This is a genomic window from Pseudoalteromonas sp. TP27, from assembly GCF_056470645.1.
Genome location: NZ_JARDAK010000001.1, coordinates 105357 through 129736 on the forward strand (window position 1 = coordinate 105357; position 24380 = coordinate 129736).

General features: G+C 38.4%; 17 protein-coding genes and 2 tRNA genes. 1 reads left to right on the forward strand and 18 read right to left on the reverse strand.

What is annotated here, in order from left to right:
• Positions 1-4 precede the first annotated feature (4 nt).
• From PX700_RS00470 to PX700_RS00555, 18 genes are all read right to left on the reverse strand, one after another.
• On the reverse strand, positions 5-4846 hold the full coding sequence (locus tag PX700_RS00470; RefSeq protein WP_479519526.1) for an NAD-glutamate dehydrogenase: 4842 nt from the start codon (positions 4844-4846) through the stop codon (positions 5-7).
• A 208-nt stretch (positions 4847-5054) separates the two neighbouring features.
• The gene (locus PX700_RS00475; RefSeq protein WP_479519527.1) at positions 5055-7376 is read right to left on the reverse strand and encodes an efflux RND transporter permease subunit; all 2322 of its coding nucleotides are present in this window, start codon (positions 7374-7376) and stop codon (positions 5055-5057) included.
• Entirely contained in the window at positions 7376-8371 is a 996-nt protein-coding gene (locus PX700_RS00480; protein WP_479519528.1) for a WD40/YVTN/BNR-like repeat-containing protein, read from the reverse strand. The genes PX700_RS00475 and PX700_RS00480 overlap by 1 nt, the downstream gene beginning before the upstream one ends.
• A gap of 132 nt (positions 8372-8503) precedes the next feature.
• Positions 8504-9868 carry a DUF1329 domain-containing protein gene (locus PX700_RS00485; RefSeq protein ID WP_479519529.1) on the reverse strand — a complete coding sequence of 455 codons (1365 nt, stop codon included), beginning with the start codon at positions 9866-9868 and terminating at the stop codon, positions 8504-8506.
• A gap of 13 nt (positions 9869-9881) precedes the next feature.
• A complete protein-coding gene (locus PX700_RS00490) occupies positions 9882-11981 on the reverse strand; it encodes a DUF1302 domain-containing protein (protein WP_479519530.1) in 2100 nt (699 codons plus the stop codon).
• A 253-nt stretch (positions 11982-12234) separates the two neighbouring features.
• The gene (locus PX700_RS00495) at positions 12235-12456 is read right to left on the reverse strand and encodes a DUF2835 family protein (protein WP_033011738.1); all 222 of its coding nucleotides are present in this window, start codon (positions 12454-12456) and stop codon (positions 12235-12237) included.
• Positions 12457-15051, reverse strand: coding sequence for an aminopeptidase N (gene pepN, locus PX700_RS00500; protein ID WP_479519531.1), 2595 nt, complete (start codon positions 15049-15051; stop codon positions 12457-12459).
• Positions 15052-15097: 46 nt separating this feature from the next.
• On the reverse strand, positions 15098-16561 hold the full coding sequence (nhaC, locus tag PX700_RS00505; protein ID WP_479519532.1) for a Na+/H+ antiporter NhaC: 1464 nt from the start codon (positions 16559-16561) through the stop codon (positions 15098-15100).
• 179 nt (positions 16562-16740) lie between these two features.
• A complete protein-coding gene (gene prc / locus PX700_RS00510; RefSeq protein ID WP_415636196.1) occupies positions 16741-18765 on the reverse strand; it encodes a carboxy terminal-processing peptidase in 2025 nt (674 codons plus the stop codon).
• 26 nt (positions 18766-18791) lie between these two features.
• Complete coding sequence (proQ, locus tag PX700_RS00515) at positions 18792-19442, reverse strand: RNA chaperone ProQ (protein WP_024600504.1); 651 nt, start codon at positions 19440-19442, stop codon at positions 18792-18794.
• Positions 19443-19457: 15 nt separating this feature from the next.
• Positions 19458-19736, reverse strand: coding sequence for a hypothetical protein (locus PX700_RS00520; protein WP_166419658.1), 279 nt, complete (start codon positions 19734-19736; stop codon positions 19458-19460).
• On the reverse strand, positions 19736-20194 hold the full coding sequence (locus PX700_RS00525; RefSeq protein ID WP_479519533.1) for a GAF domain-containing protein: 459 nt from the start codon (positions 20192-20194) through the stop codon (positions 19736-19738). The genes PX700_RS00520 and PX700_RS00525 overlap by 1 nt, the downstream gene beginning before the upstream one ends.
• Positions 20195-20322: 128 nt before the next feature.
• A complete protein-coding gene (locus PX700_RS00530) occupies positions 20323-20703 on the reverse strand; it encodes a hypothetical protein (protein ID WP_007586920.1) in 381 nt (126 codons plus the stop codon).
• A gap of 171 nt (positions 20704-20874) precedes the next feature.
• On the reverse strand, positions 20875-21123 hold the full coding sequence (locus tag PX700_RS00535; RefSeq protein WP_479519534.1) for a hypothetical protein: 249 nt from the start codon (positions 21121-21123) through the stop codon (positions 20875-20877).
• Positions 21124-21134: 11 nt separating this feature from the next.
• Positions 21135-21956 carry a lysostaphin resistance A-like protein gene (locus PX700_RS00540; RefSeq protein WP_479519535.1) on the reverse strand — a complete coding sequence of 274 codons (822 nt, stop codon included), beginning with the start codon at positions 21954-21956 and terminating at the stop codon, positions 21135-21137.
• Between the two features lie 119 nt (positions 21957-22075).
• Positions 22076-22945 carry a LytTR family DNA-binding domain-containing protein gene (locus PX700_RS00545; protein ID WP_479519536.1) on the reverse strand — a complete coding sequence of 290 codons (870 nt, stop codon included), beginning with the start codon at positions 22943-22945 and terminating at the stop codon, positions 22076-22078.
• A gap of 198 nt (positions 22946-23143) precedes the next feature.
• A tRNA-Ser gene (locus PX700_RS00550) sits at positions 23144-23234 on the reverse strand.
• A gap of 83 nt (positions 23235-23317) precedes the next feature.
• A tRNA-Ser gene (locus PX700_RS00555) sits at positions 23318-23408 on the reverse strand.
• A gap of 251 nt (positions 23409-23659) precedes the next feature.
• Between PX700_RS00555 and PX700_RS00560 the strand changes: the two genes are divergently transcribed.
• A complete protein-coding gene (locus tag PX700_RS00560) occupies positions 23660-24325 on the forward strand; it encodes a Bax inhibitor-1/YccA family protein (RefSeq protein ID WP_197178127.1) in 666 nt (221 codons plus the stop codon).
• Positions 24326-24380 lie beyond the last annotated feature (55 nt).

Consider the following 24380-nt stretch of genomic DNA (forward strand, 5'->3'; position numbering starts at 1 on the left):
TAAATTATTTTCCTGATGTATCACAGTTATGACTTAGTAGCATTAGTTCACGCAGTGCAACTGAGAACTTAGCAAAGTCGTGGCTTTGTGATGTTTTGAACTCAGCCAACATTTGTTTCCAACGTTGAAGTAATAAATCTTGGCTATCCATCCACTCATCTATTTGACTATCAACATCGCTTTCATCACCTTCAAAGCTATTTAATACAACTTCAGATAATGTACGTTGTTGCCAATCAAGCTCTTCACGATAAGATGAACGAGCAAGCGCTTGCCAATGATTTGCGACTGGTTGCTTTGTAATTTGCTCTAAGAACCAATGCAGACCCATTCTTGCGCCTAATTTAAAGTAAGTATTCGATACCATCGAAATACTCTTACCTGAACTATTAGCAACTTCAGCTAAATCCATTACAGAAAATAAGCTTGATAAAGAAACAATGCGCGTAGCTATATCTGCTGGAACGCCCGCATCAATTAACTTATTAGCTTCAATTACAATGCGGTCATTCTCTTTTTCAATCATGTACGTATTTAAGTTATCGCTTAAATCTTTAAATGTTGGAGCAAAGAATTCAATTCCTTGTTCAATCGTTTGTGCCTTATTGCGATGACGTAAGAACCAACGCGTTGTACGGCGCACAGTGCGACGAAGTTGGTAAAGCATTTCAGTTTGAACCGCTGCTGGTATTTTATTATCAAGTGCACTGATAGAAGACCATGTATCGCGCATTTCAAATATTTCGCTAGCAATTGAGTAACACATTGCAATTTCAGCTTCATTAGCACCGGTTTCTTCATGCATACGTACCATGAAGTTTAAACCCATATCGTTAACGATACTGTTAGCGAGTTTAGTCGCAATAATTTCTTTACGAAGCGGATGATTATCCATCGCATCGTTAAACTTCTCACGTAGTGGACGCGGGAATGATTTAACAAGCAACTGACGGTAATAAGGGTTTTCAGTAATTTCATCACTTACTAAAGACTCTTTTAATACCATTTTTGCATATGACACTAGCACTGAAAGCTCAGGGCGAGTTAAATCTTTACCCGCTGCTGCACGTTCTGCTAATTCCTCATCGCTTGGAATGAACTCAATAGCGCGGTTTAACTTACCATCTTTTTCAAGCGCATGAATAAAGCGAATCTTTTCTTTTAGTGTTGAAGTACCTTTAGACTGCGTAATTGAAATAGTATGTGTTTGACGGTAACAGTCTTTTAATACTAATTCAGACACTTCGTCAGTCATTGAATAAAGTAGCTCGTCACGTTGTTTACGTGTTAAGTCACCTTCAGCAACCAAGCCATTAAGTAAAATCTTAATGTTAACTTCGTTATCTGAACAGGCAACGCCCCCTACGTTATCAATAAAGTCAGTATTTACACGACCGCCTTTCGCTGCAAATTCAACACGACCTAATTGAGTTGCACCTAAGTTGCCGCCCTCACCAATTATTTTAGCGCCTAAATCTCTACCATTGATACGTAGTGCATCGTTTGCACGATCCCCTACATCTGCATCAGTTTCTTTAGAGTTTTTAATGTATGTACCAATACCGCCATTCCACAGTAAATCGAACTCCATCATTAATGAGGCTTTCATTAACTCGTTTGGAGTCATACTCGCTTTTTTAGTGCCCAACATTTTTTTCATTTCTGGGCTAAGCGTAATTGATTTTGCAGCACGAGAGAAAACACCACCACCGGCAGAAATTAACTCTTTGTTGTAATCTTCCCACGATGAACGCGGCATATTAAATAAACGTTCACGCTCTGGGTAAGATGTAGCAGCATCCGGGTTAGGATCAACAAAAATATGCATATGGTTAAAGGCAACTTGTAAACGAATATGCTTAGATAACAGCATACCATTACCAAATACATCACCCGCCATATCGCCAATTGCCACAACTGTAAAGTCGGTAGTTTGACAATCGATATCCATTTCACGGAAATGACGTTTTACTGACTCCCATGCACCTTTAGCCGTTATACCCATTTTCTTATGGTCGTAGCCCACTGAGCCACCAGATGCAAATGCATCACCTAACCAGAAGTTATATTCGTTTGCTATGCCATTGGCAATATCAGAGAACGTAGCTGTACCTTTGTCGGCTGCAACTACTAGGTATGCATCATCTTCATCGTGGCGAACAACATCACGAGCTGGCACTACTTCTCCGCGCTCAATGTTATCTGTTATATCTAGAAGACCACGGATAAAGATTTTGTAACACTCTTGGCCTTCTTTTATAAACGCTTCGCGCTCACTAGGTAGTTGTTTACATACAAAGCCACCTTTAGAACCAACAGGTACAATTACTGTATTTTTAACTTGTTGTGCTTTAACTAAGCCAAGTACTTCAGTACGGAAATCTTCACGACGGTCAGACCAACGCAGACCACCACGTGCTACTTTACCATAACGTAAATGCACACCTTCTACGCGAGGAGAATAAACAAAAATCTCAAACGCTGGAAGAGGAAGCGGTACATCCGGAATTAAGCTAGGTTGTATTTTAAATGATACATACGACTTAAACTGACCTGCATCATCTTTTTGGAAATAGTTAGTACGAAGCGTTGCAACAATCATATCGACGTATAAACGAATAATACGGTCGTCATCTAGATTTGCTACATTTTCAAGCTCTAAATAAATTTGTGTGCTTAGCTTCTCAAGTGTTTTAGCACTTGCAGGGCTCTTAATTGAGAACTTTTTAGCAAATAAGTTAACAATTTGCGCAGCAATATTTGGGTAGTTAGCAAATGTGCTTTCAATGTAAGTCTGAGAGAACGTAACACCAATTTGGCGCATATACTTAGCATAAGCACGTAAAATAGAGGCTTCACGGCCAGTTAAGCCACCCATTAACACTAAACGGTTAAAACCATCATTTTCAAGGCGATTGCCCCAAACATTGGTTAATGCAGCGCGAAAACGTGCTGAAATCTTATCAAAATCTGCCATCCCTTTGCTATCAATAAGCATAGAGAAGTCCATTATCCAATTAATACGACCATCGCTTGTTTTAACTGAATATGGTGTTTCACCAACAACGCGCAGACCAAAGTTTTCAAGCATTGGCATAACGTCAGATAAGTGAATTGGCTCGTCTTTATGGAATAAGCTTAATCGTACAATATTGCTATTAGCTTCTTCTTGTGGACGGTAGAAAAGCATTTCTAGCTTGTTTTCATCGCTAAGTAATTCTAACTTTTCGATATCAACAACCGCAGCACTTGGCAGTACTTCATCTTTGTATGAGCGTGCAAACGCATTACAATATTTACGATTTAAATCGTTACCACGTGCTTCTCCTGCTGACTCTAAAAGTGCAGACTGAAGTTTATCTTCCCACGTGCGGGCGGCTTCTACTAAATTGTTTTCGATGTCTTTCACGTTATATTCGATCTTGTTGTCGGTCACACGAACGGTGTAATGTGTACGCGCCAGTGTTGACTCAGAGAAATAAGTAGTAAATTCGACTTTATCGTCAGAATTAAATGCATTAGCTAATATATCTTGCGTTTCACGTCGCAGGGCTGTGTTGTAACGCTCGCGAGGTACATAAACCATGCAAGATAAAAAGCGACCATACGCATCTTTACGCACAAACAAGCGACACATATCGCGCTCTTGTACTTGTAAAACACCCATAGCAACTTCAAGTAGCTCACTTTCGCGCGCTTGAACAAGCTCATCACGTGGGTAGGTTTCTAAAATATTTAAAACAGCTTTGTAAGCGTGCGTGCCTTTAGCAAAGTCACACATTTCCATAATGCGATTAATTTTACTTTTTAATACTGGCACATCAGCAGCACTATTGTTGTAAAAATTAGATGAGAATAAACCTATAAAGCGGTCTTCTCCAATTACATTACCTTCATCGTCGAAACGCTTAATACCTACATAATCAATGTAAGCGGGGCGGTGAACGCGAGAAACAGAGTTAGTTTTAGTTAAGATCAATAAGTTGCTGCTACGTGCTTCTTGGCGAGCGACTTCTGGTAATTCTGATAATAATCGTGTGTGTTCTTCAGTAGAATTTTTCATCAAGCCAAGGCTTGATTCCATTTTACCTTTTAATTGGTAATCACCTTGAACTGGGCTTAACTCATATTCACGGTAACCCATTAGGGTAAAGTTATCTTTAGCTAACCAATCTAAAAACTCAGTTGTTTCTGACACTTCTTCTTTTGTTTTATTATGATGACGCTTAGGTAACTCTTTGGTCACTGCCATCAATTTTTTACGGATTGGTTGCCAATCATCAACAGCAACTGACACATCAACAAGAACCGATTCTAACTCTTTTTTGAAAGACTCAATCACAGAAGAATCTGTCTGACGGTCGATTTCAATAAAGAACACTGTTTTAGTAGATGAAGATTCTTGCTCTGCTTTTAAATTTGATAATCCAGAAATTTTAGCGTTTGTATCGCGCTTAATTTTTAATGGACAATGAAGTAATAAGTGAGAGGCGATATTTTCACGAGTCATGGCCATACGAACAGAATCAACTAAAAACGGCATGTCTTTAGTAATAATTTCTACAATTGTATGCGATGACTGCCAGCCATCTTTTGCCACTTCAGGGTTGAAAACGCGGATAACAGCGTCGTCGGTAGTATTTTTTTCTAGCGAGTTCCAAAGGCTTAATGCTGCGCCATATAGGTCACTATCGTTGCGATTTGCCAAATCCTCTTTAGACATGTTGCTGTACAAGGCTTTGGCGAATTTCTCAACGAGTAACACATTATCAGCGCGAACTTTTTTCTGGATCAGCTTACAGACATTATCTAGGATAACCGAGGCTTGGCCTTCATTTCGTGTCATTGTATGTTCCTTAATCTATTACTGCTCAGGAGCAGAAATTTGTACAGCTATTCATTAGCGTGGAGTCAATCAAATTCTAACCCTTTTGCAGCTAATAAACAGCCTTTTCGATGAAAACATTTTAAGCATTTCAGCTATTTGGTCATCTATTCACAAATTGTAGATATAAATGGCCTTTACAGGCCATTTAGGAGCAAAATTATTCACATTATTTTTTCTGGTCAGTCCAGAGAAGGCTACCAATCGCCGGTAATAACAACACTGCACCCAACATATTTACTAAAAACATGAAGGTTAGCAATATACCCATATCAACTTGGAATTTAAGATCTGAGAATATCCACGTACTCACACCAATAGCTAATGTAATCCCCGTAAACAAGACAGCACTACCACGCTCAACAAGTGCATTACGATAAGCAATACTCAGTGGTACGTTTTGCTTAAGCTGCCCCATCATTGACGACAGTATATAAATACCATAATCAACACCAATACCAACACCTAGCGCAATTACAGGCAGTGTAGACACCGTTAAGCCTATTTCTAGTTGAACCATAAGCGCTTGTGCAAGTGTTGATACAATATAAAGCGGCAATACTACGGCTATTGTTGCTTTTACGCTTCTAAAGCTCATTAGGCATAAAATAATAACGGCACCATAAACGTAAAGCATCATTGGTATTTGCGCCTCTGCAACTGACTCATTAGTCGCTGCCATTACACCAACAGGCCCAGACGCTAATTTAAATGCTAATTCATCAGTGCCCTCTTCTTTAGCAAATTGCTTAACACTTTTAATCACAGTATCGATAGTTTGTGCTTTGTGATCATCTAAAAATATTATCACAGGCATAACGGAGCAGTTACCGTTAAGTAAACCTGTACTTGTTTCAACTCGAGATGTTGACTGTACTAAGCTTGCTGAATTTCGTGGCAAACTCTGCCATTTCAGATTGCCTTCGTTGTACCCTGCGTTAACCGATTGAGCTACAGAGCTCAAACTAACAGCAGACTGCACACCGGTCACATTTTCTACTTTATATTGAAAACGGCTTATGCGCTCCATAACATCATGTTCAGTACATGCTGCAGGATATGCCTCTACTATTACTTTTAAGATATCTGACGAAATAGTGTACTTGTCTGATATTAAAAATGTATCTTGGTTATAACGCGCATCTTGATGCAGAGACGGTGCCCCTGCGTGTAAGTCACCTATACGCATTTTATCTGCTTGCCAGTAACCTAGAGCAAATAAAACAAGGGTAAAACCAATAATCATTTTAGCTACTTTAGGGTCTGTTGCTTTTACAAGAAGGTCCCGAATTTTATCAAGCATGTTAGGCTTTGCAGCGTCACCAGATTGAATATGTACACTGTTTTCAAAGTTCATGTACGATGCCCAAACCGGCAATAATATTAAATTAGTAAATATAATGACGGCTACACCTAAACTCGCTGTAATAGCAAGTTCGCGGATAATACCAATATCAATGGTAAGTAATGTTAAAAAGCCAACGGTGTCTGAAAGTAGTGCAATACCACCGGGTACTAATAAAGCTCTAAAGCTTGATTGGCAGCAAATACGCGTACTCTTACCTTCGCCTACTTTCTTACCAATCGCATTGATCATCTGCACACCATGACTTACACCAATAGCAAATACTAAAAACGGCACCAAAATAGACATCGGATCAAGACCAAATCCTAAACTTGAAAGCAGGCCTAATTGCCAAATAACAGCAATAATAGAACATGCGATAGGCAAAACAGTCAGCTTTAAACTGCCACAAAATAGCCAAACCATAACAAAAGTAAAGGCGATAGCAATGGCAAAAAATACGACCACCCCTTTTGCGCCTTCAGCTATATCGCCTGCCATTTTTGCAAAGCCAATTATATGGATACTTACTTTATCAGTACTTAAAGGCTCTCTTAAATCACTTTCTAGCTTTTGTGCAAAAGCTAATGTGTCTAACTTTTGTTGTGTTTGTGGATCTGTTTCTAAAAGTTGAGCCGTTACCATTGCGCACGAGTAATCGCTGGCAATCATACGTCCTACCACTTTTGCTTTTTCGATGTTTTCTTTTACAACACCTAAACCACGCGTATCCGCTTTAAAGTTAGCAGGAATAATTGGACCGCCTGCAAAGCCATCCTCGACTACTTCAACAAAACGAGCACTGGGTGAAAATATAGAGTTAACTAATGGACGATTTACGCCAGGAATAAAATAAAGCTGATCGTGAACCGCTTTTAATTGAGTGAAAAACTCTGGATTAAATATATTACCGCTGTCATCACACACTGAAATTAAAATACTATTTGCACCGCCAAATTGTTTTTCGTGCTTGGTGTATACTTTCATATAGTCGTGATTTAACGGAATGTTTTTATTAAACGATGCATCTAATTGAATTTGAGTCGCTTTAAATACCAGTAGACACGTTATAAGTGCAAAACTTATAAGCATAACTAAGCGATGTCTAAAAATCGCCTTTTCTATAAAATCGAGTAACTTATGCATCAAGGGGTCAACTCCTTCACTTTAATGCCATCTTCTGTCGCCATGATTAGTGTGTTATTTAAAATCACGCCATCCAAAATTGCTTTACCATCGGCTAACTGCTCATGGGTAAGTAATCCATCTTGAAGGTGAAAAATAACACCACTATTGGCAAGCATGAGCCATTGCTTATTATTGTAATTAATGATGTTGTTAATTGTCGCTGTTTTAATATTTTCGAAATGCTGCCACTCTTGTTCGCCATTTTGCTTAGCAAACACGTTACCGCGAAGCCCTGCTACAATTTCTTGCGTGCTATCTGATGCAACGGCAAAGAATGAACCAGGATAAACTTCCTCAATCCTTTGCCAAGTTTCGCCATCATCAATGCTTCTGGCCATTAAACCCATTTCACCAACCAACATTAATCCGTTATCTGTTATTTCGATTCGATTAAAGTGCGGTAAAATAGAAGCTGTTTCTGCTTCATACCCTTCTGGATCGTTTTCTTTTAAATCGTTTAAGTAATCTCTGTCATCACTAAACAGTAAAGAATCTAAAAAGCGCTTTTGCCAATGTTTACCGCCATCGGTAGTTTGGTAAAACATACCGTATGCGCCTACAGCAAAACCGTTTAAATCATCTTCAAATAGGATATCAAGGCAGGGTTTATCTAGCTCTGGTTTTTCTTGTTGTAACTGCCAATTAACACCACCATCGGTAGTATTAATAATTGTTGCATCGTGTCCACATGCCCAACCATTATTTTCATCGCTAAAGTCAACAGCTGTTAATAGCACTTGAGTCGGTACAAGTTCAGCTTGTTGCCATTTATTACCTGTATCACTTTTAATAACGGTACCATGCTTGCCTACTGCAATTAGCCCGTTACCTGTGTTTGTTATATCAGTAAGTAGGGTTTTATCTGCTTTAATTGCACTGATTGCATTTTCAGGAACATCCTGAGCAACACTCGCACCACTTATGATCAGGCTGGCATATACTAAATACTTCATAAATTTTAATCGCCTTGAACGAGAGAATTGTTTGTCTTTATATACTGAGGAAAGCGTTGCGCGATTTGGTATAAGACAAACGCGATGTGAAAGGAAAAGGCACTTAACATACGTTAAGTGCCTTACTTCTAACTATCTACCTGCGCGACGTAATGCGCTTGACGTAAATTCGTTATCGTTAAACGATTGTGAAAAATCGTACATTTTTTCTTGGTTATCTAAACCAATTGCTAAATAACGACGAGAATTCAAATCATGGTAAACCTCAAGCGTACTCCATTGTGTAGGTACTTCGTAGTAGTTAAGGCCATAAGCCATTGCTACACGATAAAGTTGGTCGCGGTTATCATAAATATCCGTAACCTGTACTTGCCAGCTATCTTCGTCAATGTAAAACACACGTTTTTTATAGATATGGCGTGTATCGTCTTTTAAGTTAGCTTCAACAACCCAAACACGGTGTTTTTCGTAACGTGTATGCTCTGGGTTTATGTGGCCAGGCATTAAAATGTCATCGTATTCTAACTTATCACTATGAAGCTTATAGCTGTTGTAAGGAATGTATAATTCTTGCTTACCTTTCAACGTCCAGTTGTAACGATTAGGTGAGCCATTGAACATGTCAAAGTCATCAGTAGTACGTAAGCTATCCGCTGCTGTTCCTGGTGCATCATATGCAACATTAGGTGCACGACGAACGCGGCGTTGTCCCGAGTTGTAAGTCCATGCTTGGCGTGGCGTTAATATTTGGTCCATCGTTTCATGAACAAGCAGTGCTGTACCTGCTAAGCGTGCAGGCTCTGTAACACTTTGTTTAAACTTAAACAAAATGTTTGAGTCTTGCAGCTCTGCGGGTGTTGCACTCGGATCTGAATATTTAACCAATAACTGCTCATCAAAGCCAACATAGTTATAAGAACCCGATGCTGTTGGCGCTGCTTGACCGGCAAAACGCTCAATAGACTGTCCACGGTAACGTAATAAATGATTCCAAATAGCTTCTAAACCCGTTTTAGGAATAGGGAAAGGAATACCAATTGCCGTATTTTTGATCCCATTCCCGTCTTCAATTAGTTCAGCTGTTGGTGCAAACTTTTTAGTTGCGTCGTACACAAACTGTGGATAAGACGCAGAGCGACGTGTTTCATACACTGGCATTTTAAATGTATCTGGATATGCTTCAAATAAAGCAATTTGACCCGGACTTAAATTTTCTTTGTACTTTTCAATATTACTTTTATCAATAGTAAAAAGCACTTTGTCAGTAGTATATGGGTCAAGGTGATGCATACCCGGTTCATAGCCTGCTGGAGCAGATATAATGCCATTATTCCATGCTGGAATAGAGCCATCAGCATTCGCTGCTTTTTCAGCGCCTAATGGCGTTAAATTTTGACCTAATTGAGCAACTTCATCAGCGCTCATTTTTGCCAAAGCTGCGCTGCTTGCAAACAAGCTACAAAAAGCAGTAGCAATGAGGGTAGGTTTTATAATCATAGTAATGTTACCCCTAAATAGAATATTTTAAGTTAAAAGAAACGTAATCGCGGTCTGAGAAAGTATTAATATCGCCGCCGCCCCAAAATGCGTTATAGCTCACGTCAAGTGACCACGCATTTTGGTAGTTAAAGTTCATGGTCGCACCTAAAGATTTACGGTCTTCAATAAATAAGAACATAGGATCTGGTGTATTACCATTTACGTCATGAGAAAATACAAAACGAGGAGAGAAATTAATACCATCGTAAAGGTCATAATAATCACCTTTAGCAATTAAGCGGTATCCCCAAGAAGATGCAGTAGCAAATGATTTTTGCTCTGCGCCATTTGATAAACCAAGTTGCAATGTTGAGTAATCAGTAGTACCAGGCCCAGTAATAACGCCACTTCGCCCAGTACCAGATACGTTTAAACGCATTTCGTCGTATTCAGGCATGTTATGAATTTTTACAGCACCCACTTCACCAACAACAGCCCAACTATCAGCCCCTAATGAAGGGCCAAATAAATGTGTTGCAGTAAACTGTAATTGTGATGTATTACGTTCAATATACCCTTGAGCAACTTGACCAGGTTCTACAACACTGGTGTCGTCGCCTAAACTCATTTGTGAAATACCCGCAAAATCAGGACGGATACCAGCAACCGCTAATTGCTCAGGCATAGCTGCATACAAAAGCTCTACGTCATCAATTTGCAGAGGCTCGTCTTGACGAAAAGCAAATTCACCCGCAAAAGCTGTTTCACCAATAGTGGTGTTAAAGCTTAAACCGTATAGTTTAATATCTTCAGGGTAGTCGTTTTCAGCTTTAGAAAAAGCAGTTAAATCAGCAACATTATCAGAGGTGATCTCTGTAGTCATAATCATTGCTAAATCTTGAGCTATAGCAGCTTGCGAAAAGTTTGATACGCGACCAGAGATAAGCGGACGACGACTGTGGTAGTTCACGTGGTATAACGCAATTTCAGTATCATTAAACTCAGGTAAAAACACCCCTAAGCGAAGACCGTACTGACCGCCATCTTCTGGCTCTGATTTACCATTATCCCCTTTACCTTTAAGCGCGACCTTAGTTGGATACGCAAGATACATTTGAGCTAATAAAGCACTCCCTTCGGCACTTGAAGGATCTATGCCTTGTGCAGCTGCTGCTAATGCAAAGTCAGAGGTTAAATTATTTAAACTATCTGTTAAAAAAGCAACATCAATATCAGGGCTAGACGTAAAGCCTAACTGGACATTTTGCTGATAACCATTTTCTGCAGCAAAGTCATTAGTCGAAAAATATGTACCAGCTGCTGGTAAACGCGTTTCTTGCCATTGGTATTGGTAGAAACCTTCAAGGGTAATGTTCTCAGTAATACCAAGCGATGCCCAAAGCATGCCCACAGGTATGAATGCTTCTTTAAGCTCAGCACCTGGCGCTTTCAATCGATCAATATCAACTGGGTTTACGTTAATACCATGAGATATAAGCGTACTTTCACCCCAGTTAACTACTTGTTGGCCTAAACGAACTGATAAAGGGTTATTACCATCGTTTAAATCAAAATCAGCCCATACAAACGCATCTAGTAAACGTATATCGGCACAACTTTGTGCTTTAGTGTCTTTATCGTCACACGGATCAACGTCCTGCCCAGATGTAGGATTTGAATAAGCATGATTGCCATCCATCAACGCAAAGTCATAAAAATACATGAAGCGAGTGAACAAACCGTAGTTATCTTTATTTATTGAAAGGTCGTGTGTTCCCTTCAATAGTTTTGAGAATGAGTCACCACTGTCAAAATTTAAATTACCCGCATCACCATTGTTTGAGTAAGAGCCGGGTTGTGCCCATACATCTTGTGATGAGTAAATAGTGTTACTTAGTGCAGGGTTGTAACCTGTCCAGTCAAAAGCTGGATTATTACTTTTACCAATTAAGTTAAAGTCCCTGTCTTCTACACGGACGCTTTGCCCATATGAAAAGGTTGAGTCGAAGGTAATATCAAAACCCCCAGCTTCAAATGTTACAGCTTGAGTACTGGCTGCAGATAAACCTAAACTAGCGGCTGCTAAACCTATAGCGATTTTATTTTTAACAAAAAGCGATCTTCTTATCATTTTGGTTCCCCCCTGTCGCGGGTCATTTTGTGTGATCAAGTTATTGTTTTTAGTGTCATCGTAACGATAGAAGCGAATCATTGAAATTACAAATACTCGCATTCAATCTGTCATATATTTCTTATTCTGGTTGACGCTTACGTATTGGTAAGACGTCGTACCAGATAATTTATACACGTTATTTAACAATAGGACAAATTGAAATTAACAAAAAGACAATATTTTTATGCTTTTATAACATGAAAACAGGGAGCTAAGCCACGCGCTCAATACGAATGAATTTATTTTCGGGGGTTAATAATATTCTAAAACGCCCTCTTATACCTAGGCTGGTAATAAAAGGTCTTAAATGATTAGCAGAAAAACGTACCGTTTTCCCGCCATCTTCTACAACTTGCAATGAGCTAAAACGGCCATGGTAGTAATCCATGCATTCGTTATAGCTCAATCTTAGGGTAAAATAATACTCAATCATTTATACGAGCGCTTTTTCAACCTTTTCATACAAGTCAGCACTTAGGCCATCTAAATTGGCTAAGCGCTGTAATTGCAGTTTCATTGCTTGTGAGCGTACATCATCGTAACGCTTCCACGACATGAAAGGCGTGAGCATACGCGATGCATTTTGCGGATTAATCGCATTAAGCTTTATTAATAAATCTCCTAATAACGTATACCCTAAGCCATCAGCGCGATGAAATTGCGCTGTATTAAAATGGCTAAAGCTTCCTACAAGCGCACGAACACGGTTTGGATTTGAAAAATCAAAACACGGGTGTTCGTAAAGTGCTTTAATATTCTCTATTGCATTACCGCCCGATTGCATAGCTTGTAATGCAAACCATTTATCCATCACTAAAACATCATGGCGCCATTGACTGTCAAAGTGACTTAAAAGCTCATCTTTAACAGGGTGTGAAGCTTTTACCACAGCGCTTAGGGCACCAAGTACATTAGTCATATTAGTAGAGTTTGCAGCTTCCTTAATAAAGGTTACAGCTTCTGGCTTTTGTGTTTTAGCTAGATAATGTAAGCATATTTGTTTCAAGGCACGGTTTGCAACTGCGCTTGCACTTATACTCCCATCATCTTCAAGAGATTTGTAACAACTAAGCAGCTCATCAGCAAGTCCATCAGCAATTTGTTGCTCAAACTTTTCTGTTATTTTGATAATTTCATCTACAGGTATTACATCAAATTCAGCAGCTAACGTGTCAAAACTTGGCAATTTAAACAGCTCTGCAATTAAAGCTAAATCGCCCTCTTTAGTGTTTATAAGTACACGTAGCGCATTTATAATTTCGCTGCTTAATACGCTATTCGTTGCATCGGTGATTGGTGCCCTAACGGCTTTAATAAATAGTTGCTGTTGTGCATCCCAACGTGAAAAATCACTGCGCGCAAAACGCATAATATGTAATAGTTCAGGCTCTGTTGTTTGCTGATTTAAAATACAAGGCGCAGAAAAATCTTCGAGTAAAACGGCAACGGGCTTTTCTAAAATATTATCGAAGGTAAATGTTTGAGTTGTGTTTGTTACGTCAAGTACATGATCTAGCTTTTTACCTTTATATTGCAGAGCAATACTTTTCCCTTTAGTATCAAGTAATTCAATAGCAAATGGAATATGAAGCGGTTTATTCTCTGGCTGATTAGCTGGTGCTATTTGCTCTATTGTCAAAGTGTATGTATTAGAGTTGCTATCAAAGCTTTGAATTGCATTTAAACGCGGTGTACCTGATTGGCTGTACCATTGCTTAAATTGCCCTAAATTAACGCCTGATGCATCGCTCATTGCACTTACAAAGTCATCACATGTAACTGCTTGCCCATCGTGGCGCTCAAAATAAAGCGTCATGCCTTTTTGAAAGTTAGTTTCACCCAATAATGTGTGCATCATACGGATAACTTCAGCACCTTTATCGTATACAGTGACAGTATAAAAGTTATTCATTTCAATAACTTTCTCAGGGCGAATTGGGTGAGCCATAGGGCCTGCATCTTCACTAAACTGATGTGTACGCATGACTTTAACCGCATCAATACGGTTAAGTGCACGAGAACCTAAATCACTACTAAACTCTTGGTCTCTAAATACAGTTAAGCCTTCTTTTAGCGATAACTGAAACCAATCTCTGCAAGTAACTCGATTACCAGTCCAGTTATGAAAATACTCATGCCCTACAATGGATTCAATCGTATGATAGTCTTTATCTGTGGCTGTTTCTTGATTCGCTAATACACATTTACTATTAAAAACGTTTAGCCCTTTATTTTCCATCGCGCCCATGTTGAAAAAATCGACGGCTACAATCATATAAATATCAAGGTCATACTCTAAATTAAAGCGTTCTTCATCCCACTGCATTGCCTTTTTGAGTGAGGCAATAGCATGGGGTGTTTTAGATAAATTACCTTTATCAACAAACAATGCTAATTCTACATCTCTGCCGCTTTTAGTCGTGTACGTATCTTTTAAAACATCAAAATCGCCCGCTACAAGTGCAAATAAATAGCTCGGCTTTTTAAATGGGTCTTGCCATTTCACAAAATGACGACCATCTTGTGTTTCACCACTGTCTACTTGATTACCATTAGAAAGAAGTTGTAGATACTTTTTATCGGCAATAATAGTTACATCAAACGTGGCAAGTACATCAGGGCGATCCATGTAATAGGTGATCTTTCTAAAACCCTGCGCTTCACACTGTGTACAATACGCACCGCCAGATAAATACAAACCCTCTAAAGAAGTATTCGTCTCAGGCGATATCTCGGTCACAATACTTAATTGGCAACTATCCGGCAGATTATTAATTATTAGTTGCTCACCAATAATTTCATAATCAGTTATATCGACCGTATCAATAGATAAAGACAGTAAGCGTAAATCAATGCCATCAAGCACTAAAGGTGTATTTTTATCACCAACACGAACAAGTGTTAGTAAAGAGCTGACTTTTGTTGATAATGGCTGTAAGTCAAAGGTTAGCTCTGTGTGGTCAATTAGGAAGTCTGGGGCTTTATAGTCTTTAAGGTATTGTGCTTGAGGTTTGCTTGATTCAGTCATAGATACTCCAAAATAGCGCCTTTAAAGTTAAAAGGCGCTATTAAAATTAGGCAGATTGTTTTGGTTTAATACGTAAAATTTTAATACCTAAGTAGGCATAAACAACTGCTAAAACAGGGTTAATTAAATTAAAGAAAGCGTAGAGTGCATAATCGAAAGGGTTTATTAGTAAAACGCTTTGCATGTAAGCACCACAAGTATTCCAAGGAATAAGTGGGCTAGTAATTGTACCGCCATCCTCTAATGTACGAGATAAATTAACAGGCTTCAAACCACGTTTTTCATATTCATCTTTAAACATACGGCCAGGGACAACAATCGCGATATACTGATCGGCTGCTATAACGTTTGTACCAATACAGGTTGCAATTGTTGCTGTAATTAATGAACCCGTACTTTTAGCTATTTTAAGTATGCTTTTAACAAAAATGTCCAGAAGGCCTGTTTTTTCCATGATGGCACCAAACATCAGTGCAGTCATAATAAGCCATGTGGTTGTGAGCATTCCGGACATACCGCCACCACTGAGTAGCGAGTCCATTTTATCATCACCTGTGCTTATACTAAAACCATCAAAAAACGTAGTCCAAACAAGCTTAAAGTAACCTACTAACTGTCCTTGAGACACATCAATTTGGCTAGCAATTAAATCTGACTGAAATAACATAGCCCAAATAGCGCCCACAACAGCACCAATAGAGATAGCAGGAAACGCAGGCATTTTTTTAATCGCTAAAACTAATAATACAATTAGCGGGATCAGCATTTCAAAACCAATATTAAAGTTTTGCTGTAAAATAGCTGTTATTTCATCAATACGCCCTGCTTCGCTTGAAGCCGTTGCATTAAAGCCCATGAATATAAATATAACCAGTGCAATTACAAAGCTCGGTACTGTCGTCCATAGCATGTGTTGAATATGCTCAAATAAATCTGCACCAACTACGGCTGGTGCTAGGTTTGTAGTTTCTGACAGCGGGCTTAGCTTATCACCAAAGTACGCACCCGATATAACAGCGCCCGCTGTAACTGTTTGCTCAAGCCCAAGACCCGTAGCAACGCCTAATAAAGCAACACCTATCGTAGCGGCCGTAGTCCAAGAGCTACCAATGCTCATAGCTACAATGCCACAAATTAAACAACTCGCTGCATAAAACCAGCTAGGGTTTATAACTTGTAAGCCATAATAAATTAAAGTGGGTACCGTGCCCGAAAGTAACCAAGTACCAATTAACGCACCTACCATAAGTAAAATTAAGATAGCACCAAGCGAAAGCGTTATGCCTTCGATCATAGCTTGTTCTAATTTTTTCCACGTATAACCATTTTTAAGACCAATTAAAGCCGCTGCAAAAGTAGCAAATAAAAGTGCAATTTGGTTAGGACCTGAAGAAGAGTTATCACCAAATAAGTATACGGCTGCACCAAGCAAACAAATTAATACAGTGATAGGAATTAATGCATCAAAAAACGAGGCGGGCTTGATTGGTTTATCATCCAATAGCTTCAAAGTAGAGACTCCTGCACACTTGTTGTGTGTTTAATTATTATTTTTAGCACGTAAAGCGCATTAATTGAGCATGATTGACCTAGCTCAACTTTATGTAATCAGGGATTATAACAATTTAGTAAATTTTAGGTAGTAAAAAAGGCGCTAAAGCGCCTTTTTTATAGAGGTAAAACCAGTTGTTACTTCTTAGCTATACGACCATAATTAATATAATCTTGAGTAATTAATGCAGCTTCTTCCAAAAATGGGTCAAGCTCTTCAATTACTTCTGGTAAATCGTCTAAGTTTTCTACCGGCTCTTTACCTAAGCGCTTAAGACGTTCGTTAGTACGTACAAGTGCACGTGCTTCACCTTCGTCCTTTTCTTTAATGCGGTCTGCTTCAACTAAAGAGATAGTTTTACGGTCTTTCTCTTCGTTATATAAAGTAATGTCGCTAAATACATAACCAAATTCTGGCTCTGATTTAATTCGTACTTCGTGCTGTTTCTCTAGGTACGTAATAATAGGTGTTAAATTACCTAGTTTTTTGTATTTCGCTTTAACAATGCTATCCCATGGAAGTGCATTATCTTGCTTACTTTCGCCCCACTGTGCAGGATCGATTGCAGATGGAAACGAAATATCAGGAATAACACCTTTATGTTGCGTACTACCACCGTTAATACGGTAAAACTTAGCAATTGTATATTGCACGCTACCCAGCGCATTATCGTATAGGTCGTAAGCGCGGCCTAAGCCTTTGTGCTGCTGCACAGTACCTTTACCAAATGTTTGCTCGCCAATAATAACCGCACGGCCGTAATCTTGCATTGCTGCTGCAAATATTTCAGAAGCAGAGGCACTGTAACGATCAACTAAAACAGTTAAAGGACCATCGTAATAAGTGATACCGTCACGGTCTTTCTGCTCTTCAATACGGTTGTTCAAGGTATGAATTTGAACAACAGGACCTTGATCGAAAAACAAACCAGATAACTGTGTTGCTTCATATAAAGAACCACCGCCATTTTGGCGTAAGTCGATAATAATACCATCAACTTTTTCTTCTTTAAGTTTAGCTAATTCAACTTTTACATCTTTCGAAAGGTTATTGTAAAAGCCAGGAATTTCAATCACGCCTACTTTGCTTGTTAAATCAGAGTACTTTGCTTCAAATACTTCTGATTTAGCCGCTCTATCTTCAAGTCGAATTTTATCACGCGTGATTTCAACAACTTTAGGTGCACCATGAGCGTCAACACCTTTTAAATACTGCAAACGTACTTTAGTCCCTTTAGGGCCTTTAATTAAATCAACTACGTCATCTAAACGCCAGCCAATTACATCTACAAATTCTTCGCCATCTTGGGCAACACCGATAATGCGATCATCAGCTTTGATCTGATCTGTTTTATCCGCAGGACCACCAGGCACTAAACTGCGAATAACTGTGTAATCTTCATCAGGGCTTAATACGGCACCAATGCCTTCAAGCTCTAGATCCATATCTTGCTTAAATTGTTCTGCACGTCGTGGTGATAAATAAGACGTATGCGCTTCAATACTGCGCGCTAATGAATTCATTACAATTTGAAATGCATCTTCTGAATTAGATTGTACTAAACGTTTTTCTGCATTTTTATAGCGTTTGGTCAGCACTTCTTTAATGCCTTCCCAATCTTTACCCGTCATTTTTAAACGCAGTGCATCGTACTTTACACGTTCACGCCAAATTTCATCTAGCTCAGCTTGAGACACCGGCCATGCTGAATCTTCACGGTCAAAAAAGTATTCATCTTCTTTATCAAACGTCATTTCTTTTTCAAGTAAAGTAAGTGAATACTCGTAACGTTCAAAACGGCGTTTAAGACTTAAGTTAAAAATATCAAACGTAAAGTCTAATTTGCCAGTAGTAATAGCGTTATCAAAGTCATCACGGTATTGCTCAAAAGAGGCGATATCGCTTGCTAAGAAAACGCTTTTATTAAAATCAAGGGATTCGATATAACGATCGTACACTTTACTAGAAAGCTCATCGTTAAATCGAACCGGTGTATAGTGTGAACGAGCAAATAAGCTAGCCACTCGTTTGCTAGCAGTACCATGTTGACTCTCTTGCTTAAGCTGGGGTAAATCGTCAATTGTGACGGCTTCAACAGCAGCAAATAATGAACCTGAAAACAGGGCAGCAACTAACGGAATGAGCGTAAACTTTTTACTCATACACAACTCCTTAATTTATTGACAACTTAAACGATGTATAAGCTGTCAGCTTTGGTTTTAACTTGCATACCTGTCACTAATTCAACATGAACGTCATCTTTGTTTACTTCAGTGATTACTGCATTTACAAGTGCTTGGCCAAGTTTAACCTTAACCTTATTATTAACCTTGACCTCAGTTGCTGGTAAAGGTTCAATTTTTCCTGAACGTTTAGCCGGCGCTGCTTTAGCAGGTTTGTTAGCTGCAGGTGCGTTTTTATCGCCTGCTTTGCTAGCATGAGCTGGTTTTTTCTTGAAAGATTTAGAATCAGAATCTTGACGTGGACGCTGTTGTTTTTTGCGTTTTGCCATTTTAGCGCGGCTTTCTTCCAATGCTTTTTGCGCATGGTCGATATGCTCTTGCTCAACTTTTTCACCTTGATTGCCATCAAGATCAATACGAAACTCTGACTTAGTCACAGCTTCTAAATAACGCCAGTTAGACGTGTATTTTCTAAGCGCTTGACGAACTTGAGTCTTACTTACTTTTTCAGACCCTTCAATACGCTCAGCAATATCTTTAAAAATACCGACTTTAAGCGGCTTGATGCCATCTTTTTGTTTAAAACATTGTGGAAATTCTTGATATAAAAATTCCAACACTTCATTAATATCTTTTAGCTTGTTTGTGGTTTCCATTTTAGAACCTATTTTTCACATCTTTTCATCAAGGGACGAATCAACGTAGTGTATTACCCAGTCGACCAACTCTTCGAAATCGGCTTCTATAACAGCCATATCACCTCGAAGGTGTTCCCAAATACCATTAATTGTTTCATCAATAAATTCACATTCTGAATCATCTGGAAGACGATCCCATGCAATATGAATCAAATCATTGAGCGTTTCCGCTACATGCTCTTCTTCGCCTTCCCAATCGCCAACATCTTGCACAGCAAATAGGTAGTCTTGAACATTTAGCAAATCTTTCATTACAGGCTCGCCTCTAAGCATTTCACTAACGCTTCAAGGCCAGCTTTGTCATCAGCATCAAATCGGCCAATACTTGGACTATCAATGTCTAGTACTGCAAATACTTCACCATGTTTCATGATAGGTACAACTACTTCAGAGTTAGACGCAGCATCACAGGCTATATGCCCGTCAAAAGCGTGAACATCTTCAATTAATTGTGTTTCTGCGTTTGCAGCAGCAGTTCCACATACCCCTTTTCCAACAGGAATACGGATGCATGCAGGGTTGCCTTGAAACGGACCAAGTACTAACTCAGTAGGAGAATCCATAAAGTAAAAACCCGCCCAATTTACATCTTCTAAAGAGGTAAATAACAGCGCGCTTATGTTTGCCAAATTGGCAATTACATTAGATTCACCAGCTATCAGCGATTGTGTTTGCTTAACTAATGACTGGTAAAAATCGTGCTTTTGCATACCAAACTACTTCTTATTAAACATACAGTAGCTAAAGGTACTCTTTGTCGTGAAAAATTGGAACCTTTTGGAGGTAAAAAAAAGGAAATCGCACCGTTTATCAGCGTGCTTGGTTAATAATGCTGCGATTATTTTTTTACCGATTTACGAAGACCAAATAAAAACAGTCCAGCTGCAAATGCTGACATAACACTATTAATCAAAAATATCTCGCCAGTTGAGGCACTTAATAAATAACTAAATATAGCGCCACCTAATAAACCAAGCGTTAATACACCTGAATAATTAACTTTAGAATATTTAAACATCAGTAAGTATCCTGGCACAACAAAGGCCGCCATTGTTAAACCTACAATATGTGCATTTGATATAGCCGTCATCAACAGTTGAAAAAATACAGATAAGAAATCCCCCTGTAGCGTTAACGCATAATACAATCCTAACAAGCTGCCAATAATTACTGGGGACAATAATGAAAGCGCGACGCTTTTTGCAAGTTGATGTTTCATCTAATAATCCTTAATACAGCGTATAAAATTTAATGTATTAAGCATGCACCAAGTTCTAAAGCTTAGAAATAGAGACTATGGTCGTAACTTATGATGATAAAACATACAACATATAGGCTAGGTAATTTAATAAAGCCCAGTTTTTAAAAGAAATAACAAATAGCTCAGCAGTTACAACTGAGCTATTTTTTGTGATAAATCGCTATTTTTATTTATCGCCAACTCTTCAAGCACTATGACTCTTTCAACTAAAAAGTCTAACTTTTTTTGCATCTTAACAATCGTATTTTTCTGATTTTTATCTTGTAATAAAAGTAACGTCTCTTTAGCAGTCGCTTTATTAGTAAAGTAATTTTTAATTAGCACTAAAAGTAAAAAAGGCGACAAAAAAATCATTATAATTAAAAATAATTCAAACATTATTATCTCCTTTAAGTGTTTTGTGTTGCTAATTTATAATGTTGAGACGAAAAACCTGGACGTTTCTTAAATAATGTAGAGAGTGTTATTTGACGCGGCTTACCACGACGGATAAGTAAGTTTACGTAGAGTATGCTTAAAATTATTGCAGTCGCCTTGAACAAATTGCCTTTTAAGTCCCCTGCTGCACCACCTGACATGCTAAATATGCCATAAGCCGCATTCATAAATATATGCATCCATAGTGGAAACCAAATACGGTATCCACATTCGCAAAATAACCACGCAAACCAAGTTCCTGCTATTGTTGTAATTGCAACAGCCATCACAGCTGAAATAGCATCATGTCCTTGGTAAATATGACCCAAACCAAATATCGTTGAGCTAATTAATGCGGCAGGAATAAACCCCCAACGACAAAAACGAAATAACACGCCGAACAAAGCAGCCCTAAAAATTATTTCTTCAAAAACTCCCGCGTATATTGAACCTGTAATTATTCCCGTAATTGAAAGGTTTAGCGCGTTACTTAAATAAGCGTAACCTAGCACCATAGGTGTGCAACAGACCACCGCTGCGAGTAAATAACGTTGAAAACCTTCAATGTCGACACCTAAAACGTTGTACCAACTCTCATGTTTAAATAATAATGTTGCCACAACTAACAATGGCCCATAAATAAATAAGTATGTAGCGGGAAATAACAAAAGGGATGATTGTTGATCAAGATCAGATAGGACACTTACCCAGTTATCCCCCCAGAACTCTTTCATCATGTAATGACAAAATATAAATGTGATGATTAGTAGCAGTGCTTTAATTGTATGTTTCATAGGTACCTTCTTAAGTTACAATTTTAAATTCAACTTAATCATGGCAATCACTAATCATGAAATCGATCAATTAGGGCTAAATTTCATTTTTAGGTGCTAACTACACGTTTTTGGGGCCATTAACAAACATCTGGGGTTAACAACAAGGCTTGTTTAATGGCATCAACATAAGTTCGCGAAACTGGAATTGTGAAATCAAATGAGCTCATCGATAACTGTAACCCTCCGGCATTCCCTTTACTTACTGCGACTAATTGTAAATTAACCGCATAAGACCGATGACAGCGATATAAAAATGTATTTTGGGGTAATTGTTTTAATAAACCAGTTAACGTTATACGCAGCAATTTATGAGAAACAACAGCGTTTTCTATCGTTGCGAGCTCACAGTAATTATCGGCTGACTTAATAAACAATATATCCGATAGCGCAATTGTTAGCTTGTCACCTTTATTGTCGCCAATAAGTGTTATTAGGCTATGTGGGGGAACGTTATTTTTTTCTATCTCTTCACAAGAGCGCTGTTCAGTCTTAGCAACCGGTATTATTTCAGTTGTTAAGACCATATGCTTTGCATGACGATTGACAACAAATATGAAACTAATCGGGAATAACCCAACTGCTAATGTATATACAATGAAGAGTATTTGGTTTTGCCAATGCCAAGCCCCTAACATAGCAACAACAAAATATCCGTGGTTAAACAAAGCAGTAATTAAAATATAAAGGCTGGGGGTCACTATTATTCGAAGTTTATTGCTAAGATTTAACCGAATTAAAAATATCTCAATAAAACCCGAAAGCAATAAAGCACAAAATGTGACTAAGCCGTAACCAGAAAGGCGGAGTAATTTATAAGGTTCAGTATCGTTGGTTGTACCAAAAGGTTGGAATACGAATAGAATAAATAGAGTTACTATCGAAAATAAAATTGCCCTGTATACAACCAACTTTCTTGACGCTAAATCATCTTTAAGCCACAACGTCATATTTTACATACCTTTAAAAACACGCTTGCTAATAAAATACCACAAATTCATCGCTAATTACTGGTTTCATTTTCTCAGTAAATATAAAATGGTAAGTAATTCCAATCGGCTTATATATGAAGTCTATTTAACGATAATGCATTTTAGTTTTCTATAGACACAAAAAAGCCCGCTAAATTAGCGGGCTTTTTTGTTATATGGTGGAGAGATAGGGATTTGAACCCTAGATGGGCTATAAACCCATGCCGGTTTTCAAGACCGGTGCATTCGACCACTCTGCCATCTCTCCGATACTGCTAAGTTAAAAGTAAGAGTGTACTAATAACTATTTAAATGAATGATACTTTAATTACCACACACTTATTAAATAAGTGGTGGAGAGATAGGGATTTGAACCCTAGATGGGCTATAAACCCATGCCGGTTTTCAAGACCGGTGCATTCGACCACTCTGCCATCTCTCCGCACGGCCTGCATAATAGGGAAACCCATCGCTTTTGTGAAGCTTTTTTTTAAATTAATTGTTTAAGTGCCTAAAAAACAATTAATTTGTCTAAAGTTAGAGCGAAATGTTTTTAATTTAGTCTCCAATGCACATTTATTTAAATATTTAACTCTATTGATCTACAAAGGTTTGCCCAAACATATAAGAGTTGTTAATCTAATTTTAGTTAAATTATCGAAACACACACGTTTCACTTAAAGGAGCTCTACAATGGCGTTCAATCAATCGTACAATACCGCTAAGCCGGTAATGTCTACCATTGAAACAAACAAGGTACTTAAAAATACCTATTTTTTACTAGCGATGACACTTGCATTTAGTGCAGTGACAGCCGGTATTTCAATGGCACTACAATTGCCTTACTTTATGGGAATTGTATTTACACTTGTTTCATTCGGTTTATTATTTGTTGTAAACAAAAAAGCAGAAACTGCATCAGGCGTATTTTGGGTATTTGCTTTTACTGGTTTAATGGGCGCAGGCTTAGGTCCATTACTTAACCATTATGCTGCAATGCCTAATGGCCCAATGCTTATTATGCAAGCGTTAGGTTCTACGGCGCTTATCTTTTTTGGTTTATCTGCTTATGCACTGAACACTAAAAAAGACTTCTCATTCATGGGTGGCTTTTTAACGGTTGGCTTAATCGTTGTGATTGTAGCTAGCATCGTTAATATTTTTGTTGGCAGTTCACTAATGTTTATGGTGCTTAATGCGGCAGTTGTATTGATCATGTCTGGTTTGATTTTATTCGATACAAGCCGAATTATCAACGGCGGCGAAACCAACTACATTCGCGCAACAGTGTCTTTATACCTAAGCGTATATAACTTATTTACGTCTTTACTTGCTCTACTTGGCGCAAGTGATGACTAATTAAATAGTTCTGTTAAAATAGCCCCTTAATTGGGGCTTTTTTATTGGAATTGTT

What these genes read in the sequence shown, in the direction of transcription:
- PX700_RS00470 (WP_479519526.1), bottom strand. Translation starts at nt 4,846, where the DNA reads ATGACACGAAATGAAGGCCAAGCCTCGGTTATCCTAGATAATGTCTGT.
- PX700_RS00475 (WP_479519527.1), bottom strand. Translation starts at nt 7,376, where the DNA reads ATGCATAAGTTACTCGATTTTATAGAAAAGGCGATTTTTAGACATCGC.
- PX700_RS00480 (WP_479519528.1), bottom strand. Translation starts at nt 8,371, where the DNA reads ATGAAGTATTTAGTATATGCCAGCCTGATCATAAGTGGTGCGAGTGTT.
- PX700_RS00485 (WP_479519529.1), bottom strand. Translation starts at nt 9,868, where the DNA reads ATGATTATAAAACCTACCCTCATTGCTACTGCTTTTTGTAGCTTGTTT.
- PX700_RS00490 (WP_479519530.1), bottom strand. Translation starts at nt 11,981, where the DNA reads ATGATAAGAAGATCGCTTTTTGTTAAAAATAAAATCGCTATAGGTTTA.
- PX700_RS00495 (WP_033011738.1), bottom strand. Translation starts at nt 12,456, where the DNA reads ATGATTGAGTATTATTTTACCCTAAGATTGAGCTATAACGAATGCATG.
- pepN (WP_479519531.1), bottom strand. Translation starts at nt 15,051, where the DNA reads ATGACTGAATCAAGCAAACCTCAAGCACAATACCTTAAAGACTATAAA.
- prc (WP_415636196.1), bottom strand. Translation starts at nt 18,765, where the DNA reads ATGAGTAAAAAGTTTACGCTCATTCCGTTAGTTGCTGCCCTGTTTTCA.
- proQ (WP_024600504.1), bottom strand. Translation starts at nt 19,442, where the DNA reads ATGGAAACCACAAACAAGCTAAAAGATATTAATGAAGTGTTGGAATTT.
- PX700_RS00520 (WP_166419658.1), bottom strand. Translation starts at nt 19,736, where the DNA reads ATGAAAGATTTGCTAAATGTTCAAGACTACCTATTTGCTGTGCAAGAT.
- PX700_RS00525 (WP_479519533.1), bottom strand. Translation starts at nt 20,194, where the DNA reads ATGCAAAAGCACGATTTTTACCAGTCATTAGTTAAGCAAACACAATCG.
- PX700_RS00530 (WP_007586920.1), bottom strand. Translation starts at nt 20,703, where the DNA reads ATGAAACATCAACTTGCAAAAAGCGTCGCGCTTTCATTATTGTCCCCA.
- PX700_RS00535 (WP_479519534.1), bottom strand. Translation starts at nt 21,123, where the DNA reads ATGTTTGAATTATTTTTAATTATAATGATTTTTTTGTCGCCTTTTTTA.
- PX700_RS00540 (WP_479519535.1), bottom strand. Translation starts at nt 21,956, where the DNA reads ATGAAACATACAATTAAAGCACTGCTACTAATCATCACATTTATATTT.
- PX700_RS00545 (WP_479519536.1), bottom strand. Translation starts at nt 22,945, where the DNA reads ATGACGTTGTGGCTTAAAGATGATTTAGCGTCAAGAAAGTTGGTTGTA.
- PX700_RS00560 (WP_197178127.1), top strand. Translation starts at nt 23,660, where the DNA reads ATGGCGTTCAATCAATCGTACAATACCGCTAAGCCGGTAATGTCTACC.